The following is a 17688-nucleotide window of genomic DNA, read 5'->3' on the forward strand; positions in this document are numbered from 1 at the left end:
TACATAACGGGGGTGCGTAAATGAATGAGTATGAACAAGATGCATTAGCGGAGCTAGTAACATGGAAAAAAAAGATGGCCAAGAAATCAGGCAAATTTGAGCGGATGTCAAAAAAGGCGCAAACGAAAGTGAATGGTTACATCCCGGAACGTGTCCATAAAATGATCACCGATAGCATTAAAGCGATGATCCAGGCAGTATTATCAGGATCTAAATATATGTCCAAAGAGAAGAACGTAATGCTTCTTTCCTTACAGCAAAAAGAAGAGTGGGTTACGGAAACCGTAGCGGCATATCGCAAAACGGCTATTATGGAAGGGGCGGGGACAGGTGCGGCAGGGCTATTGATTGGTTTGGCTGATTTCCCTTTATTGCTAAGCATCAAGATGAGGTTATTGTTTGAAATTTCCCGTTTATATGGTTTCGATCCTAATAAATATGAGGAACGGCTGTTCATCCTTCATATTTTTCAGATGGCGTTCTCAAGCGAGGAGAAAAGGCAGGAGACATTAAAGGTGATAGAAGAATGGCACGTAGGAAATGTCCCTGAGATTAACTGGCAAGAATTTCAGCAGGAATATCGCGATTACATTGATGTCATCAAGCTATTCCAGCTCGTCCCAGGGTTGGGGGCTGCTGTCGGTGCATATGCAAACCATCAATTACTGGAGCAGCTAGGGGAGACGGCTGTAAATTGTTATCGAATCAGACTGCTTAAAGGATGAAGGGACGGGGATTACCCCTTCCCTTTTCCATTATCGTAATAAAGATTCGTTCGCCTTGAGCTGTGATTGTTCCTTATTATGATAGGTTATCGCAGCAGTGCCTAGGATTTTTGCGGCAATGAGCATTGCCTTTTCATCGATATCAAACAAAGGATGATGGTGAGGGTAAGCTTGTGCATTTTTTGGCCTGGCACCTGTAAAAAAGAATGTCCCTTTCACCTTTTGTAAATAATAAGAAAAGTCTTCCCCTGTCATATCCGGATCGATTTCCTCTGTAACCAAAACTTCCTTGATCGACTTTGTGCTCCCGATAAGGAATTCCGTTTCGGCGTCATGCGGGATAACCGGCGGATAGCCTTGGAAGTATTGATAATCATAGGTGCAGTCAGCAGCTATGCAGGTTCCTTTCACAACCCGCTCGATCTCTTCGCTTATGAATGAACGGATTTCCTCCTTAAAGGTTCGGACTGTTCCGATCAGTTTGGCTTTATCTGCAATGACATTAAAGGCATTATCGGCTACGAATGAACCGATGGTGATGACAGCAGAATCTATCGGGTTAAGGCGGCGGCTTACGATTTGCTGTAAGTTCGTTACTAGCTGGGAGCCGGCGACGATTGCATCACGGGTTTTATGAGGCTGTGCTCCATGTCCGCCTTGTCCTTGAATGATGATTTCGAAACGGTCAGCAGCAGCCATTAGTGGCCCGTAGGTGTATTGAACAGTTCCGGTAGGGACTGTAGCCCATAAATGGGTGCCGAAAATGACATCCACCCCATCAAGGCAGCCTGCCTCAATCATTGGCTTGGCACCACCTGGAGCATATTCTTCAGCATGCTGATGGATAAAAAGGTAACGACCTTCGAGCTCATCCTTCAGCTCATTAAGGTTCTTCGCAAGGACCAGCAAAGCAGCCGTATGGCCATCATGTCCACATGCATGCATGACGCCTGGTACAGTGGATTTATAGGGAACCTCTTTTTCATCTTGGATGGGTAAAGCGTCGAAATCGGCACGCAAAGCCACCGTTTTACCGGGTTTACTTCCTGTAATCGTGGCAATGACACCATTTCCGCCTACATTGGTTATATGTTCGATTCCCAGTTTTTCATAATAATCAGCTATGAAGGCCGCGGTTTGCACTTCATGAAACGAGAGCTCGGGATGTTGATGTAGATACCTCCTGATGGAAACCATTTCCTCGTAAGAACCTTCCAAAAGAGTGTGTAATTGATGTATCATGTTGCACCTCCCAATGATTGGATTAATGTTAAATAGTATATCATATTCTGAATAATCAGAGTCGATTAGTCGCTGAAGGGATTTTTCACATGATTAAACCTTTTTGGATCGCTGCAGTTTTGCTGTGTTTATTGTTATTCTTATTACTAGGACATGAAGTATGGATCATAAAGAGGGATTACCCATTGGTGGCCTTATTCTCAATCGGAATGGGTGGAACCGATTTAATGAATGGTATGATCAAAAATCAAATCCAAAGACAACGACCTGACCATCAGCTTGTGGAGGCATCGGGCTTCAGTTTTCCAAGCGGGCATGCTATGGTTGGCCTAATATTCTTCAGTATCTTGGCTTATTTGGTCATAAAAGAAGTTAAGCGAACCTCTTTGAAATGGGTGGCGGGGACCGGATCCTTTTTCCTCATCCTTTTAATCTGGCTCAGCAGGATCGCCATGAATGTCCATTATCCAACAGATGTTTTGGCAGTTTATGCTTTAGGTGGCGCAATCACTATAATCTTGTTCAACTTATATAGGGTGCTGGTGCAATAAAGACGCTCCAAGATGAAATATATGTTAATAATTGTTGATTTCCCTGGAAATAAACAAGGGTTTTGTCAAAATGTATTGTACGTTGATACTGGCAGCAGTAATCTTAATGATTTAGAACAAAGTTGATTGAAGGGGATGCAAGTTTCCCGTTTTCATTTACGTCCTATGGAATCCCAACAGCTGCAAAAGCGCCTGTAGCTGCAGCCCTTGATAATTCAATGCCCATAATGAAAAGAAACGATTAAATCCAGAACCAGAAAAACGGAAGTTCAACATCGATTTTTCTTAAGTATGTCGACAGACAAGAGCCCGTTCTTAATAGAACGGGCTTTAGCTTCAATCGCAACGGATTATTCCTCTGAATCCTGTACCAATGTATATTGTGTTACATAGGCTTCACCAGTAAACATCTTCTGACTGGAGTTCGTTACAGCAGCTTTAGTACCATTGTCATGCGCTTTCTGGAAGGAAGAGGACTTCTTCCAGTTCATAAAATCAGCCTGTTTCTCCCAAATCGTCAAAATGACATACGTTTCGGAATTTAGCGGCCGCAGGATGCGCAGGGCGACGAAGCCTGGTTCATTTTCAATTAGCCCTGCCCGATTTTTGAACCGATGTTCAAATACTGGCTGTCCTTCTTCACTGACAGGGATATTGTTCATGACTACATAACCATGATCCTGAAGATTACCCTTCCCATCGACGACTTCATACTTCCGTGGGGAGCTAAAAAGCGTTTTACCTGTAGTTTCGTGTAAAAGGATGGCGGATTCAAGATTTTGCATCAGTAATATGTTTTCATCCGGATGTTTATCTTTCTTGTTTTTCATGAATTCGTAAGTGCCGGACGTAATGTATACGTTCATTTATTTCCCCTCCAATTCCTATATAGTACCTGTATACCCATTTTACCCAATGAATAGCGCTTTTACCATTTTCATTTTACTGAATATTTTCAAGTCAATTCGCTTTAGCAACAAGACAAAAACGTCGAATTTTTGACAAATATATACGTTAGCTATACTTCCATTATAGAAAAAGCTATAGTTGAAGGTAATTCAATTTGAAATTCAACATCCTTCTGATATTCTATGTAAGGAATGAATGAAAATAGAAACGTGATTGCTTGAAAGGTGGATAATAATGTCTAAGGAAATTACGAATGATACATTTCTAAAAGCTGCTAGAGGAGAAAAAACAGATCATGTGCCTGTTTGGTATATGCGTCAGGCTGGCCGTTCACAGCCGGAATATCGTAAGTTGAAGGAGAAATACTCCCTTTTTGAAATTACCCATCAGCCTGAATTATGCGCTTATGTGACTAGATTGCCCGTCGAGCAATATGATGTTGATGCAGCCATTTTGTATAAAGATATAATGACACCGCTACCAGCCCTAGGAGTGGATGTAGAGATTAAGTCGGGAATCGGTCCTGTCATCTCCAATCCGATCCAATCTGTCAAAGATGTTGAGCGATTAGGGGAATTGAACCCGGAGGAGGACATTCCATACGTATTAGACACAATCAAATTATTGACCACGGAGCAATTGTCCGTGCCTTTGATTGGTTTTTCTGGCGCACCATTTACGATCGCTTCATATATGATCGAAGGAGGTCCTTCCAAAAATTACAATCGGACAAAAGCCTTCATGTACTCCGAGCCTGTGGCCTGGTTTGCATTGATGGATAAATTAGCGGATATGATCATTGTCTATGTTAAGTCCCAAATTAAAGCAGGCGTCAAGGCCATCCAAATCTTTGATTCATGGGTCGGGGCATTGAACGTGGAAGATTATCGTGTTTTCATCAAGCCAATCATGAATCGCATCTTTTCTTCATTACGTGAAGAAAATGTTCCGCTAATCATGTTCGGTGTCGGTGCAAGTCATTTGGCGCTTGAATGGAATGACCTTCCGATAGATGTAGTCGGATTGGACTGGAGACTGCCGATCACAGAAGCAAGACAGATGGGTATACATAAGACGGTTCAAGGTAATCTAGATCCTGCCCTGCTATTATCATCTTGGGATGTCATTGAAGAGCGGGCGAAACGAATCCTTGATCAAGGCATGGAAAAGGATGGATACATTTTTAATCTTGGACATGGGGTTTTCCCTTCCGTAAATCCGGAAACACTGAAGAGGCTAACTTCCTTCATACATGAATATTCATCAAAACGAAAGTGAAAATCCTTAACGGGTAGACAATATAAAAATTCTTAAATGAGGTGTAATTTCATGTCAAGAAAAAAAATGGGCCTTTTAGTCATGGCTTATGGAACTCCATATACTGAAGCGGATATTGAAAGGTATTATACACATATTCGTCATGGAAGAAGACCGAGCGACGAATTGATTGCGGATCTGAAAGGGCGGTACGAAGCGATAGGCGGATTGTCCCCGCTTGCCAAAATAACGGCTGGACAAGCTGAAGACCTTGAAAAGCAATTGAATTCGATTCAAGAAGAAATCGAATTCAAAGCATACCTAGGATTGAAGCATATTGAACCCTTTGTTGAAGATGCAGTGAAACAAATGCATGATGATGGCATCAAGGAAGCGGTCAGTATTGTATTGGCTCCGCATTTTTCAACCTTCAGTGTCAAGTCTTATAATGGACGTGCACAGGACGAGGCCGCTAAATTCGGTGATATGACGATCACTTCGGTGGAGAGCTGGTACGATGAGCCAAAATTCATTCAATATTGGGTGGATCAAGTGAAATCGGTGATTGGAAGGATGACTTCTGAAGAACGCGATAATTATGCTTTGATCGTGTCGGCGCATAGCCTCCCAGAGAAGATATTGCAGCTGGGGGATCCTTATCCAGATCAACTGAAGGAAACGGCTGAAATGATTGCAAAAGGTGCAGGAGTTACCCATTATGCAGTGGGCTGGCAAAGCGCGGGACAAACGCCAGAACCTTGGTTAGGACCAGATGTGCAGGATTTAACGAGGGAACTTCATCAAGCGAAGGGCTATGAAGCCTTCATCTATATTCCGGTTGGATTTGTAGCTGAGCATCTTGAAGTCCTTTATGATAATGATTATGAATGTAAAGTGGTGACGGATGAAGTCGGTGCGGCATACTACCGTCCGGATATGCCTAACGTAAAGCCGGAGTTCATCGATGCATTGGCGACAATCATCTTAAATCGACTTCAGGAAAATTGATTACTGTTCTTACTTGCCAACAGCATGTTTTAACCGCTTAAAGTGTATATTTGTTTTGAAAGATGGCTGTCCCGTTATATACTGGACAGCCATCTTTTCTGCAGGTAATAAAAAAATGATTGAAAAAACTGAATACTTTTGATAAGATATTATTGACTATTTTGTTCATTTGGTCAGAATTGGGGTGGGAGATGTCTGTTGATCGTAAAAAATTAATTTTGGAAGCCGCGACCAAGTCGTTTTCCCTTTTTGGTTACAAGGCGACGACCATGGACCAAGTCGCTAAAATTGCCAATGTGGGAAAAGGGACCATTTATACGTTTTATAAAAATAAGGAAGAGCTATTCAAAGAAATCGTTCAGCGAATGATAGAGGAAATGAAATATGAGGCTGAACAAGCTTTGGACGAGCAACTTTCCTTTTTTGAAAATCTGCACCGGGCCGTTTTTCGAATTCTGGAGTTCAGGCAGGAACATCAATTATCTTTAAAGCTTCTTCAGGAAGAGCGCGAAATTGGTACCCCGGCCGTTCAGGAAATGGTCAATGAAATGGAAGAAGCAGTCATATCCTACATTAAGGAAAAAATAAAAATAGCGATCGACAAGGGATATATTCAGCCTTGTGATCCAGAAATAACGGCTTTCCTGATGCTAAAAATGTACCTTGCCCTTATCTTTGATTGGGAGAGGAATCATGATCCATTAGGAAAAGAAGAAATTGCCGAACTATTCAAGATATATTTGTTCAAGGGATTATCCGCTCCATAATCATTCTATTTTCTTGACTTGCACATACAAAGAAGAGATACCACTCGTTAGTGGTATCTCTTCTTGTATGTGGGGACGGTCAGCTGAGAAACTGAACGTAATATACAATCATGCTTCTTTTTGGGAAGCAAATGGTGCAACTCGTACTACTGATTACTCTCCAGCAAGGCAATGGTCACAGTGGTTTCCATAACATTCGTGCTGTTCATCAATTTTTTTTCCGCAATCCGTGCATTGTTTAGGAGGCAGGTTTTTGAAGAACTCAACGCTACTTTGAATCATGATCATCATCTCCTGAAATTTTTGGATTCTTATTCTGTGCCTTTATTGTATTATAACAGATTTATCATGTCAATAATGTTTTATAACATAAGTAAAAAAGGTGAAATAGGGGCAAGAATAGTTTATATTAATGGGGAAGTCATAGACAGATAATAAAGGAGTGCCTAGCATGAAAATCACCGTAATTGGCTGCTGGGGCGGATATCCAGCTAAAAATGAGGCAAGCTCAGGCTATTTGCTTGAATATGAAGATTTTCGTATTCTGCTTGATTGTGGCAGCGGTGTACTATCACAGCTGCAAAATCATATGAAGCCCGAAGACTTGGGTGCGGTCGTCTTGTCGCACTATCATCCGGATCATGTAGCGGATGTCGGTGTACTGCAGCACGCTGCACTAATTCAGAAAATATTGGGCAGTGGAAAAGGGACAATCCCGATTTATGGACATGATTTGGATGAAGCTGAATTTGGGAAGTTAACGTATAAAGACGTGACAAAGGGGATCGCTTATTCTGCAAATGAACCGCTAACCATTGGACCGTGTACATTCACATTCATGAAAACGAAGCATCCAGTACCTTGTTTTGCAATGAGGATAGAAGCTGAGAATCATTCGATTGTTTACACAGGTGACAGTTCTTATATGGATGAGCTGGCGGATTTCGCTAAAGATGCCAATGTTCTATTATGTGAATGTAATTTTTACAGTGATATGGATGGCTCAAATGCGGGGCATATGACGGCCAGGGAGGCTGGGATGTTAGCAGAAAGGGCAGATGTACAGCTATTGCTGTTAACTCATCTCCCTCATTATGGAGATCTTGATCAACTGAAAAAAGAGGCCTCAGAGGTATTCAAAAGGGAAATAGCTTTGGCGAAAACAAATCTTGAATTCCAATTATAAAAAAAATAAGTGATGCGAATGAATCATACTAGGAGGAACAACTGTGCTTTTTATTGATAATAAGGGAATTACGGATCCGAGAATTAACCTTGCCATTGAAGAATTTGCTCTTAAACATTTAAATATAGATGAAACCTATCTTCTATTCTACATTAATCGTCCTTCGATCATCATTGGCAGAAATCAAAATACGATCGAAGAAATCAATGCCGACTACGTAGATGGAAATGGCATAACTGTGGTTCGAAGGCTTTCCGGTGGCGGAGCGGTTTATCATGACCTGGGAAATCTCAACTTCAGTTTCATCACGAAAGATGACGGTGATAGTTTCCATAATTTCAAGAAATTCACCCAGCCTGTCGTGGAAACCCTCGAGAAACTGGGAATTCAGGCTGAATTGAGCGGCCGTAATGACATCCTGGCTGAAGGAAAGAAAATTTCGGGGAACGCGATGTTTTCGACGAAGGGCAGAATGTTCAGTCATGGAACATTGTTGTTTCAATCCGAAATGGACCATATTGTATCCGCTTTAAAAGTGAAAAAAGATAAAATTGAATCTAAAGGAATTAAATCGATAAGAAGCCGAGTCGGAAATATTGCCGATTTCCTAAAAGAACCAATGTCTGTCGAGGAATTCCGTTCTTTCCTTCTGCAAAATATATTCAAGGAGAGCGGTGAGGTCACTGAATATGTATTGACGGAGGAAGATTGGACGCAAATCCACAAGATTTCTGAAGAAAGATATCAAAGCTGGGAATGGAATTATGGAAAATCGCCTAAGTTCAATTTGCAGAATTCGCACAGGTTTCCGGTAGGGTCAGTGGATATTCGTCTGGAAGTGAACAAGGGGATCATCGAAAATTGTAAAATCTACGGTGACTTCTTTGGGGTCGGGGAGGTTGCGGATATAGAATTAAAACTTACTGGAATACGCTATGAAAAAGACGCTATCAGCAATGCCTTAGATCAGATAGACGTTCAACATTATTTTGGCAATGTAACGAAAGAGGAAATATTGACTTTAATCTATTAAGTACGATAAAGCCGTCCTAACCTGATAGGACGGCTTTTGTGTCTGATAATGACAGTAATTTCTTGAATATGGATAAAATTGTTGCTGTAATCATTTTCTTTTAATATAATAAAAAGGTATTTAGTTTAATTAAAAAATGAATGATTATTCATTCATGGTGCTTACAGGGGAGGGAGAACGATGAATTTATCCGAAAAGCTTCATCAAACAGCTTTAAGACAGGCTGACAAACCAGCTTATTATTTTATGGATCAATCCACCTCGTATGGGGAATTGGATAAAGCCGTTACAAGGTTTGCTGATGAACTACATAAGCTTGGTGTTTCGAAAGGTGATAATGTTGCCCTGGTTTTAGGGAATTCACCACATTTCATTATTTCATTGTATGGAGCCATACGAGCTGGAGCTACCGTAATACCCGTAAATCCGATTTACACACCTGATGAGATTGGATACATCCTGAATAACGGCGATGTTAAGGTCGTCGTGGCATTGGATAAGCTGTTACCCTTATTTGAGAAAATGAACCCCATCCTTTCACATGTAGATTCCTATGTTATTTGTGAAACAGAGCCTGATAACGGGGATAGAAGCGAATTAAGCATATACCCAAAAATGAAATCGTTTACAAACATGATTTTAAATGGGGATGCACGCTTTGAAGGCCCGGAATTGGATCCCGATGATACGGCCATCATCCTCTATACGTCCGGAACAACAGGCAAGCCTAAAGGGGCAATGCTTACTCACACCAATATTTTCTCGAATGCACTTGATGTGGGCGAATATTTGAAAATCACGGAAAATGATCGAGTCATCACGACATTGCCCATGTTCCATGTTTTCAGTTTGACGGTCGTAGTGAATGCACCATTGCTGCAAGGAGGTACGCTATTAATTGTTCCGCAATTCAGTCCGAAGGAAATTTTCAGGCAAATCAAAAAATATGATGCAACCGTCTTTGCTGGCGTACCAACCATGTATAATTTTCTTTTCCAATATCCAGAAGGGCAAAAAGACGATTTAAGGTCATTGCGGATCTGCATTTCAGGCGGATCTGCCATGCCAATTTCTTTGCTTGAATCATTCGAACAAAAATTCAATGTTAGAGTTTCAGAGGGGTATGGCCTCTCCGAAGCATCTCCTGTTACATGCTTCAATCCTCTTGATAGGCCTAGGAAGGCGGGATCGATCGGAACATCCATCCTTAGGGTGGAAAACAAGGTCGTCAATGAGCTTGGTGAAGAAGTCCCAATGAACGGGGTAGGAGAATTGATTGTCAGAGGACCTAATGTCATGAAGGGGTATTATAAGATGCCCGAAGAGTCGGCAGCTGTATTGAAAGATGGCTGGTTATACACAGGTGATTTAGCCCGCATGGATGATGAAGGGTACTTTTTCATTGTAGATCGCAAGAAGGAACTGATCATTGTAGGTGGTTATAATGTATATCCACGGGAAGTCGAAGAAATCCTTTATGCCCACCCTGAAGTAGTTGAAGCAGCAGCGATAGGCGCGCCAGATCCAAATCAGGGAGAGGTGGTTCAATGCTTCGTGGTCAGGAAAAACGAAGCATTGACCGAAGAAGATCTGCTGGATTATTGCTTGGAGCACTTGGCTAAATATAAGGTGCCGGCAAAGATTGAATTTTTGGATGAACTTCCAAAAAACACAACCGGAAAAATTTTAAGGCGTTCATTAAAAACGCAAGTCACCCACAACTGAAAATGAATGATCAAAGGCGACCATTGTCAAAACTGCAATGGTCGTCTTTTTGTACAAACAAAGCGTAATGCGATGCATAATATATTTAAGGTAAGCTTTAAGCCTTGATTCTTTGTTCTAAAAGAGTTATGATTGTCTTTAAAAATTTCCACATAATTGTAAGGAGGGGTTAGATGAGAGATGTAAAGCTATTAGATATTTTTACACATCCCATTGCTCAAAAATACTTGAACCGCTCAGGTCTTGCCCATGCGATTGCGGTAGCATACCATTCGTTTCACCTAGCCAACGAATATAACATAGATCCTGATATAGCTGCCAAGGCTGGACTTTTGCATGATATGGGGCACTTCACCTGGTACCGTAATGGAAAATGGGATTATGACCTGTACAAGCAAAATGATATCCATCCGATTAAAGGTGCGGAAAGAGCACATAAACTGTTAATCCGCCTAGGGGAAAATCCGATCAAGGCAAAAACCATTTCCCTCGCCATTTTATTTCACACCGATTCATTCTTACCTTCTAATGATATTATCCGTACCCCACTACAGCAGGTCGTCAAATGGGCAGACGAAAAAGATGAAGAAGAGGGCGGGAAGCACCATTACCGCAAAATTGATTTTCTCCGGGCAAAGGAAAGTATCATGAACCTTGATAAACTCATTGATGAAGAACAAAGAAAAAGGCTATCATCCTGAAGGCAAACGGGTTGATAGCATTTTTTATATTCGGAAACTCTCATTTTTTAATGTGTTCTTACAGTTTAAATTTTGATTTTACATATATTTCACTTATATTGTTATCAAGTGAAAGAAGAAGTAAAATGTAGTTCGAAGGAACTATGTGAATGCCATGAGAAAAATGTAGTAAATAATGAAAAGAACAGGTGAAGATATGAAGGTGATTAAGCTATTGATAGTTAGTAAACAAGGGGGGGTTGAGGCAATCTTCGAAAAGGAGGAAGATATTACGGTCATCGGGGCCATTGGAAGTGTAAGGGAATTGAGCAGCCTTGCTGTTTCAACGGCAACCATGCCTGATGTCATTCTTTTCGATGTCCGGATATCCTGGACGCATGGACACGAAATGATGCTGATGCTAAAGGAAAAACATCCTTCCATCCCGATAGTTATCCTTACTGTCTATCCAGAGGATCACTATCTCATTGAAGCGATAGCTCATGGGGCTTCGGGTTACGTGTTACAAAAAGGCGGAATCGAACAAGTTGTGGCAGCAATCCGCCAATGCGCCAACGGGCAAATCATCTATCCTGCATCTATTAAAGGCTTTCTGATGAGGAAGTTTCAACCGGAAGGGATAGGGCAGGAGAACGTCGCTTTGGATAAGGCAATAGAAAGCTTGGGGTCTTTTTCCAAGCGTGAGTATGAACTGCTCATTCTCCTCACTGAAGGACAAACGAACCAGCAGATTTCAAAAAAACTATATTTATCCATAGGCACTGTGAAAAATTATATTAGCCGGCTTTACAAAAAAATGAATGTGAGTAATCGCCCGGAGCTTTTGGCTCTTTTGTATAATTACCAAAATAGGAGTATGAAGGGATGACTGGTCATCTCTTCTTTAACCATTAAAAAACTGTCGAAAAACAAGGGGCTTTACGTGCTCGTTAGTTGGCGACTGTATTGTTATAAAAACCGTATGTCATTGATGAATTTATTGCAATCGGAGATGTGTAGGAGCAAAAGGGCTTGAAGGAAAGAATAATATTAGCAGGAAATGCGGTTCTAACCTGTCCATTTTGGATTAAACTATTATGAGGGAAATTCCGAAGGAGGGGCATCATGGTTAGAAAATGGGCTGGGAGAGCTATTCTAGTATATATCCTGTATGTAGCAGTGATGTATTGGTATATTTTTTATGGGGCCGATACCGGCATTCCCGACGCATTGCGTGGAACTGCAGCAGATCCTGCTACATTCTTGAATGCCAGGGAATTAAAGCTTAGCGAAGAGTATTCGGGATTGCGCAATTTCATATTCTTCGTTTCTACACCGTTTGAATGGCTGCTGTATTTTTTCATTTTATTATTTGGCATATCTAGGGCAATTGAAAAGTCGGCATTGGCCGTTTCAAGGCGAAAAGTGATCCAAACGGGTATTTACTTATTCTGGCTTTCCATCATCTCTTATATGGCACTTTTTCCAATAAGCTTCATCGGCTACCGACTTAGTAAGAGCTACCATATTAGTACGCAAAGCTTCACATCATGGATGAAGGATGGAATCATTGAATTCTGGGTGAATTTCGGGATGATGTTTATCATTGTATCCGTCCTATATTGGTTAATGAAGAAAAGTGTGAAGAAGTGGTGGCTCTATGCATGGATGCTGTCGATCCCTTTTACACTGTTCATGATGTTCGTTCAGCCTGTACTAATCGATCCACTGTATAATGAATTTTATCCGCTCAAAAATAAAGAGTTGGAAACGGAAATTTTATCACTTGCCTCGCAGGCGCAAATTCCAGCTGAACACGTATATGAAGTTAATATGGCAGAAAAGACGAATTCCTTGAACGCATATGTGACAGGGATAGGTTCCAATTCTAGGATTGTCCTTTGGGATACGACCTTGAACAAGCTGAAGGAAGACGAAATCCTTTTCATCATGGCACATGAAATGGCTCATTATGTCGAAAAGCACATCTATTTCGGCATTGCCGGCTATTTAGGCTTGACCTTGATCGGACTATGGCTAACATCAAAAATCATGAATTATATCATCAAGCGCTGGGGCCATCTGTTAAAGGTGCATTCGGTAGGCAGCATCTCTTCTTTGCCATTATTTCTTTTGATTACGGCAATGCTGCTGTTTGCATCCAGCCCACTCTCGAATGTTGTTTCCAGATACGAAGAGACGAGGGCTGACCGATATGCCATCGAAATGACCGGGGATAAAGAATCGGCAATTACCACATTTCAGGAACTCACGAGGTCTGGGCTAAGTCAGGTGAATCCGCCATTTTTGGTGAAATGGCTTCGGTATTCACATCCCACCATGCTCGAACGGATCTCCACGATTGAAAAGGCAGATACAAAGGATGATTGAAAGCCAGCTGAAAAAGAGCTGGTTTTTTACTTTTTTGAGATCTGTGGATATGGATGGCCGGGGATTTATCAGAAAAAACTTTTATTTTATAAAAGCGGACGTTCTCCACTATAATTAATTAAATTGTCAGCTCGTTTAAGGAGATCAGTTATGTATAATGTACTTTTCATCACTATAGGATCTGTGCTCGTTGCAGTTGCCTATAACTTATTTTTGATACCTCATTTAATTTTAAGCAGCGGACTTAGTGGAATAGCGATCATGCTTGGTATCATTACTCCAGTGAACACTGGAATATTGAATTTTCTGTTGAACCTGCCATTGCTGATCCTTGGATACTTAAAATTGGGAAGGCGATTCATTACGTATACGATATTGTCAGTTGTCGTAATTTCCGTCAGTTTATACCTGATTCCAATCCATGGTGTATCCACTGAACCGATTTTGTCCTCTTTATTCGGCGGGATCATTTCCGGTTTCGGTATCGGGATCATCTTTCGTGCTTCAGGATCTTCCGGCGGGTTTGATATCATCGCCATGCTTTTGGCTAAGAAGAGCGACTTCCCGCTTGGTTCATTACTATCTGTGATGAATGCCGTCGTGGTGGTCATTTCAGGCTTCATCTTTGGCTGGGACGCCGCATTATATACATTGATTTCCATATATGCTGCCGGAAAAGTGATTGATACGATTCATTCCAACCACATTAAACTGACCTTGATGATCGTTACGAAAAAGAGTGACGAGATGAAAGCGAAGCTTCTAACCAACTTATATCGCGGGATTACGGTCATGGATGGTGAAGGTGCATACTCCGGGGAAAAGAGTAAAGTGATGATGACGGTCATCACTCGCTACCAATTAACCGACGTCAAAACGATGATAAAAGAAGTGGACCCGAATGCCTTTGTCAATATTACCGAAACAGCAGAGGTCATGGGAATGTTCCATAAGGAATGATTATAAATAAAGAAAAGCCTCCCGGCATTATGGGAGGCTTTTCATACGATAAAGCTGTTCTTGAGGCGTAAAATCTAACTTCCGAACTGTTTTAGTAAAACGTTCATTTCAGAACTAAGTTTCAGGAATAAAGGTTTGTTTTTTATATCCAAGGCTTCATCAATTTGCTTCGAAAGGATATTCTTTTTGGTAGTAAGGACGGCTTCCAGAATAATCATATCAATCAACATTTCTTGAACCACGGCATCGTTTTTCATTTCGCTCATTGATAAGGACTTCACTGACTCTGAATAAGATTTTTCATTTTTCAAAGTTACCACCCCTGACCCTTTTTATTAGTATATGGATTTGCGTGGATAAAATCAACTGAAAATTTTAAAAATTCAAATATTAATAGAGAATGTGTCTTAAAGATGACGGAAGGAGCGCTTCTTGTAAGAATTTTTAATTTTTTGTGAACTTTATTTTTTTAGTAACTTATTGTGCTATTATAATGAGGAAATTTACTTATTTGGGCTAGCTCTCTTCACTCGTTTTATGGTGAATGGGGTAAGATTACCTATATAGTGAAAATGCCTAATTTTAATGTAATGAGGAAGAGGTGGGTTAACATTGATGCAAAACAACCAGGGAATTATTGAGGAATATGAAATTACGCCCCATACACTTATGGTTGCACCGCTTAACTATGGCAGTAAAATCTATGCCCGTATCATAGAAATGGAAGACGAGTTCATATCACCGTTCAAACCTTTGGAAATTATCAAGAAAAGCTGTGAGTTCTTTGGGTCGAGTTACGAAGGTCGCAGACAAGGAACACGGCAGCTCATAAACATCACACATAAAGCGCCAATCGCGATCGATCCGACCAGTTCGATTTTTTTCTTTCCAACTACATCCCCGCTCCGGCCTCAATGCATCTGGTTATCACATGAGCATGTTGTTGCCTATGATCGCCTGGATCCCAAACATACGACCGTCACATTCAGGAATAAACAAACCATCGATATGGAGGTATCATACAGCTCGTTCGAAAATCAGCTGCACCGGACATCCTTTTTAAAAACGAAACTGATTCAAAGGATTGAGGAAACAAAGAGGAAGTCTTTCTATTTATTCAACGATGCAAGTGGAGCCAAGGCTTCAGAGGTAATGTCAAAATATTTACCGCGTTAGAGATTCAAAAAAAGACACTTAATTTGAGATAAGAGTGAAGAAGAACGGACCAAGGCTTTTTTACCGAAGTACCCATACTTTTGAAGATGGAAAAAGGAAGGGATGGAGCATTTCATATGTGAAGGTCTACGTACTAGAATAGAGCCCGTGACATACCGTATTTGATATTATAAAAGCTATAGATGAGAGGGAGATGGATATACCTCGCATTCTATAGCTTTTGTGTTAGGGTAAGCTGTCAAAATAGTGTACCTGTCGACCTTTATGTTTAATATTGCACAATTGCAACGAAGCTATTGCTTCATTCATCTTTCAGATACAAGTATTGCCATGTAATCAGGACCCATGAAGGTTGCGGATAGTATTTAGGAGCATAACAAATTTTTGCGAAAACCATTTAAAGACGCTCGAATGGTAGTTTTTGGAATGATAGGTATATATATTGTAAATAAGAGGGGATGATATGGAAAAGACTGATGATCATGCGAGCCCGCTTCATTATTGTTTAAAGATACATAGGGTTTGTCTTGGTCGAAATTGAGAGGGAATACCATATTATGCTCCTATCATAGTTGAAAAAGTAAAGCTAAGGGAGCGGGAAAAATAGCTGCGTGTTGAATTCAACTCACTCTCTGAACCGCTAAGCGACGGATTTATGGCCCAAGGCCAACTGAATCTTCCCTGGGCAGTCGACAACAAGCATCATTCAGCTACAGGAAAGCAACATTTTCGAATTTGCCTGCAGTCGTTTGCGACATGGCTATTCCGCTCAAGTTCCCCCTTACCTACTTCGTTCAAAAAAGTAATAACACAACAGGTCTTCGGTTTTATTACGAAGGCGTGGATTGAAATAATTGTGATGCTCCTCGTATCCTTTATATAAAAAACAATACATCGTAAAGGATTCATCGCGTTTGATTTCACTCACCTTAATATTTTCCTTGCGCAGATAGCGGCGAACCTCGGTAAAATCAGCCTGAACGATTTTCAGTATATGCTCGACTAGCTCGGAATAGGGCCTTCTTAATTTAAACGGACTAATTTCGATGACTTTGAGATCCCGGTGTAAGACTGTAATCACCATCGGTAGGTAGATGGCTTTTTCGATCATATTCCGGTCATCCTCTGGAATGCGGGTCATCATGACCGCCCCTTTCTGAATCAGCACTTTCTACTATGGATATGTATCCTTTAAAACGAACGGAACGTTTGTTCCTGTTTAATTATCCTAAAGTATTTTCTTTCTATATGCAAGTTGTTTTGAAAAATGGTGAAATTTTTGTTAACAAGATTATGTTTTCCCGAGATAGGGAAAGTATGAAGACATATGGATAATAATTCTTGCAATTTCAGAGGAAAGTGATATATCTAAAATAAACAGCTTTTTAATAAGTTTATGCTGCTTTGACGGCAGCATGTCGAGGGAGATAGTTATGGACTTGGAGACAATACGTGAGTGGTTTACACTTGATAATATATCGGGGCTTATTCAGCAATATCGCTCATTCGGTCCAATTCCTGGAATCCTGATGCCGATGCTGGAAGCATTTTTACCCTTCTTACCTTTAGTGGTATTCGTTCTGGCTAATGCAACCGCATTTGGCCTATGGTGGGGATTTTTATTTTCCTGGATTGGTGCGGTAGCGGGATCATTTTTGGTCTTCTTGGTCATTAGAAGATACGGTCAAATGAGGTTTTTTCGATTTTTGCAAAAACATAAGCAGGTTCAGCGTTTGATGGTTTGGGTGGAAAGTCACGGGTTCGGGCCTTTATTCATTTTGCTCTGCTTCCCTTTTACACCCTCAGCCATCGTCAATATCGTGGCTGGCCTTTCAAAAGTCAGTCCGTTGCAATATGGACTGGCAGTCGTAGGCGGGAAAGCGGTGATGATTTTCACGATTAGCTTCGTGGGCTACGATTTAGTATCCTTAATACATAAGCCCGTACGCACGATCATTATTGGGTTCGTCATTTTCATCCTATGGTATGTGGGAAAAAGACTGGAAGTCCGGTTAAATAAAAGCATGAAGAGAGAAGAAGGACAATAAGTTAGATTATAAATGTAGTAGGGGTTGACG

At 40.9% G+C, this 17688-nt stretch carries 19 protein-coding genes; 14 read left to right on the forward strand and 5 right to left on the reverse strand.

Annotated features, from left to right (window positions below):
- The first annotated feature begins 20 nt into the window (after nucleotides 1-20).
- Nucleotides 21-725: an EcsC family protein gene (locus ABE28_RS05765; RefSeq protein ID WP_064466643.1), complete on the forward strand. Its 705-nt coding sequence runs from the start codon at nucleotides 21-23 to the stop codon at nucleotides 723-725.
- A gap of 30 nt (nucleotides 726-755) precedes the next feature.
- Here ABE28_RS05765 and ABE28_RS05770 read toward each other — a convergent pair whose 3' ends face one another.
- Nucleotides 756-1967, reverse strand: coding sequence for a M20 family metallopeptidase (locus ABE28_RS05770; protein WP_064466642.1), 1212 nt, complete (start codon nucleotides 1965-1967; stop codon nucleotides 756-758).
- 89 nt (nucleotides 1968-2056) lie between these two features.
- On the opposite strand from ABE28_RS05770, the gene ABE28_RS05775 reads away from it, so the two are divergent.
- Complete coding sequence (locus tag ABE28_RS05775) at nucleotides 2057-2518, forward strand: phosphatase PAP2 family protein (protein WP_064466641.1); 462 nt, start codon at nucleotides 2057-2059, stop codon at nucleotides 2516-2518.
- Nucleotides 2519-2868: 350 nt separating this feature from the next.
- Here the strand turns inward: ABE28_RS05775 and ABE28_RS05780 are convergent, their stop codons facing one another.
- Nucleotides 2869-3384, reverse strand: a complete 516-nt coding sequence (locus tag ABE28_RS05780; RefSeq protein ID WP_064466640.1) for an antibiotic biosynthesis monooxygenase family protein — start codon at nucleotides 3382-3384, stop codon at nucleotides 2869-2871.
- 277 nt (nucleotides 3385-3661) lie between these two features.
- Between ABE28_RS05780 and hemE the strand changes: the two genes are divergently transcribed.
- The 3 genes from hemE to ABE28_RS05795 all read left to right on the forward strand — a co-directional run bounded on the left by hemE (nucleotide 3662) and on the right by ABE28_RS05795 (nucleotide 6459).
- Nucleotides 3662-4705, forward strand: a complete 1044-nt coding sequence (gene hemE, locus ABE28_RS05785) for a uroporphyrinogen decarboxylase (RefSeq protein WP_064466639.1) — start codon at nucleotides 3662-3664, stop codon at nucleotides 4703-4705.
- A 51-nt stretch (nucleotides 4706-4756) separates the two neighbouring features.
- Complete coding sequence (gene hemH, locus ABE28_RS05790) at nucleotides 4757-5692, forward strand: ferrochelatase (RefSeq protein ID WP_064466638.1); 936 nt, start codon at nucleotides 4757-4759, stop codon at nucleotides 5690-5692.
- Between the two features lie 191 nt (nucleotides 5693-5883).
- Entirely contained in the window at nucleotides 5884-6459 is a 576-nt protein-coding gene (locus ABE28_RS05795) for a TetR/AcrR family transcriptional regulator (RefSeq protein ID WP_064466637.1), read from the forward strand.
- Between the two features lie 153 nt (nucleotides 6460-6612).
- On the opposite strand, the gene yhfH is transcribed toward ABE28_RS05795, so the two are convergent.
- Nucleotides 6613-6741, reverse strand: coding sequence for a protein YhfH (yhfH, locus tag ABE28_RS05800; protein WP_064505164.1), 129 nt, complete (start codon nucleotides 6739-6741; stop codon nucleotides 6613-6615).
- A 169-nt stretch (nucleotides 6742-6910) separates the two neighbouring features.
- Between yhfH and ABE28_RS05805 the strand changes: the two genes are divergently transcribed.
- The 7 genes from ABE28_RS05805 to ABE28_RS05835 all read left to right on the forward strand — a co-directional run bounded on the left by ABE28_RS05805 (nucleotide 6911) and on the right by ABE28_RS05835 (nucleotide 14434).
- A complete protein-coding gene (locus ABE28_RS05805; RefSeq protein ID WP_064466636.1) occupies nucleotides 6911-7645 on the forward strand; it encodes an MBL fold metallo-hydrolase in 735 nt (244 codons plus the stop codon).
- Nucleotides 7646-7688: 43 nt separating this feature from the next.
- Nucleotides 7689-8678, forward strand: a complete 990-nt coding sequence (locus ABE28_RS05810; RefSeq protein ID WP_064466635.1) for a lipoate--protein ligase — start codon at nucleotides 7689-7691, stop codon at nucleotides 8676-8678.
- Between the two features lie 180 nt (nucleotides 8679-8858).
- Nucleotides 8859-10403: a fatty acid--CoA ligase family protein gene (locus ABE28_RS05815; RefSeq protein ID WP_064466634.1), complete on the forward strand. Its 1545-nt coding sequence runs from the start codon at nucleotides 8859-8861 to the stop codon at nucleotides 10401-10403.
- 173 nt (nucleotides 10404-10576) lie between these two features.
- Nucleotides 10577-11104, forward strand: coding sequence for an HD domain-containing protein (locus ABE28_RS05820; protein WP_064466633.1), 528 nt, complete (start codon nucleotides 10577-10579; stop codon nucleotides 11102-11104).
- A 175-nt stretch (nucleotides 11105-11279) separates the two neighbouring features.
- A complete protein-coding gene (locus tag ABE28_RS05825; RefSeq protein WP_069191702.1) occupies nucleotides 11280-11972 on the forward strand; it encodes a LuxR C-terminal-related transcriptional regulator in 693 nt (230 codons plus the stop codon).
- Between the two features lie 236 nt (nucleotides 11973-12208).
- Nucleotides 12209-13474 carry a M48 family metallopeptidase gene (locus ABE28_RS05830; RefSeq protein WP_064466631.1) on the forward strand — a complete coding sequence of 422 codons (1266 nt, stop codon included), beginning with the start codon at nucleotides 12209-12211 and terminating at the stop codon, nucleotides 13472-13474.
- Nucleotides 13475-13624: 150 nt separating this feature from the next.
- A complete protein-coding gene (locus ABE28_RS05835) occupies nucleotides 13625-14434 on the forward strand; it encodes a YitT family protein (protein WP_064466630.1) in 810 nt (269 codons plus the stop codon).
- A gap of 74 nt (nucleotides 14435-14508) precedes the next feature.
- On the opposite strand, the gene ABE28_RS05840 is transcribed toward ABE28_RS05835, so the two are convergent.
- Nucleotides 14509-14745, reverse strand: coding sequence for an IDEAL domain-containing protein (locus ABE28_RS05840; RefSeq protein ID WP_083231962.1), 237 nt, complete (start codon nucleotides 14743-14745; stop codon nucleotides 14509-14511).
- Between the two features lie 304 nt (nucleotides 14746-15049).
- Here ABE28_RS05840 and ABE28_RS05845 point away from each other — a divergent pair, with 304 nt between their 5' ends.
- Nucleotides 15050-15610 carry a competence protein ComK gene (locus ABE28_RS05845; RefSeq protein ID WP_064466629.1) on the forward strand — a complete coding sequence of 187 codons (561 nt, stop codon included), beginning with the start codon at nucleotides 15050-15052 and terminating at the stop codon, nucleotides 15608-15610.
- Nucleotides 15611-16391: 781 nt separating this feature from the next.
- Here ABE28_RS05845 and ABE28_RS05850 read toward each other — a convergent pair.
- Nucleotides 16392-16751 carry a YhjD family protein gene (locus tag ABE28_RS05850; RefSeq protein WP_064466628.1) on the reverse strand — a complete coding sequence of 120 codons (360 nt, stop codon included), beginning with the start codon at nucleotides 16749-16751 and terminating at the stop codon, nucleotides 16392-16394.
- Between the two features lie 292 nt (nucleotides 16752-17043).
- Between ABE28_RS05850 and ABE28_RS05855 the strand changes: the two genes are divergently transcribed.
- Nucleotides 17044-17658 carry a TVP38/TMEM64 family protein gene (locus ABE28_RS05855; RefSeq protein ID WP_064466627.1) on the forward strand — a complete coding sequence of 205 codons (615 nt, stop codon included), beginning with the start codon at nucleotides 17044-17046 and terminating at the stop codon, nucleotides 17656-17658.
- Nucleotides 17659-17688: the final 30 nt, after the last annotated feature.

Origin of the sequence: Peribacillus muralis, assembly GCF_001645685.2 — a bacterium.
Classification (GTDB): domain Bacteria; phylum Bacillota; class Bacilli; order Bacillales; family DSM-1321; genus Peribacillus; species Peribacillus muralis_A.

Coding starts and splice junctions, on each gene's coding strand:
- ABE28_RS05765 (WP_064466643.1), top strand. CDS start 21: ATGAATGAGTATGAACAAGATGCATTAGCGGAGCTAGTAACATGGAAA.
- ABE28_RS05770 (WP_064466642.1), bottom strand. CDS start 1,967: ATGATACATCAATTACACACTCTTTTGGAAGGTTCTTACGAGGAAATG.
- ABE28_RS05775 (WP_064466641.1), top strand. CDS start 2,057: ATGATTAAACCTTTTTGGATCGCTGCAGTTTTGCTGTGTTTATTGTTA.
- ABE28_RS05780 (WP_064466640.1), bottom strand. CDS start 3,384: ATGAACGTATACATTACGTCCGGCACTTACGAATTCATGAAAAACAAG.
- hemE (WP_064466639.1), top strand. CDS start 3,662: ATGTCTAAGGAAATTACGAATGATACATTTCTAAAAGCTGCTAGAGGA.
- hemH (WP_064466638.1), top strand. CDS start 4,757: ATGTCAAGAAAAAAAATGGGCCTTTTAGTCATGGCTTATGGAACTCCA.
- ABE28_RS05795 (WP_064466637.1), top strand. CDS start 5,884: ATGTCTGTTGATCGTAAAAAATTAATTTTGGAAGCCGCGACCAAGTCG.
- yhfH (WP_064505164.1), bottom strand. CDS start 6,741: ATGATTCAAAGTAGCGTTGAGTTCTTCAAAAACCTGCCTCCTAAACAA.
- ABE28_RS05805 (WP_064466636.1), top strand. CDS start 6,911: ATGAAAATCACCGTAATTGGCTGCTGGGGCGGATATCCAGCTAAAAAT.
- ABE28_RS05815 (WP_064466634.1), top strand. CDS start 8,859: ATGAATTTATCCGAAAAGCTTCATCAAACAGCTTTAAGACAGGCTGAC.
- ABE28_RS05820 (WP_064466633.1), top strand. CDS start 10,577: ATGAGAGATGTAAAGCTATTAGATATTTTTACACATCCCATTGCTCAA.
- ABE28_RS05825 (WP_069191702.1), top strand. CDS start 11,280: ATGAAAAGAACAGGTGAAGATATGAAGGTGATTAAGCTATTGATAGTT.
- ABE28_RS05830 (WP_064466631.1), top strand. CDS start 12,209: ATGGTTAGAAAATGGGCTGGGAGAGCTATTCTAGTATATATCCTGTAT.
- ABE28_RS05835 (WP_064466630.1), top strand. CDS start 13,625: ATGTATAATGTACTTTTCATCACTATAGGATCTGTGCTCGTTGCAGTT.
- ABE28_RS05845 (WP_064466629.1), top strand. CDS start 15,050: ATGCAAAACAACCAGGGAATTATTGAGGAATATGAAATTACGCCCCAT.
- ABE28_RS05850 (WP_064466628.1), bottom strand. CDS start 16,751: ATGACCCGCATTCCAGAGGATGACCGGAATATGATCGAAAAAGCCATC.
- ABE28_RS05855 (WP_064466627.1), top strand. CDS start 17,044: ATGGACTTGGAGACAATACGTGAGTGGTTTACACTTGATAATATATCG.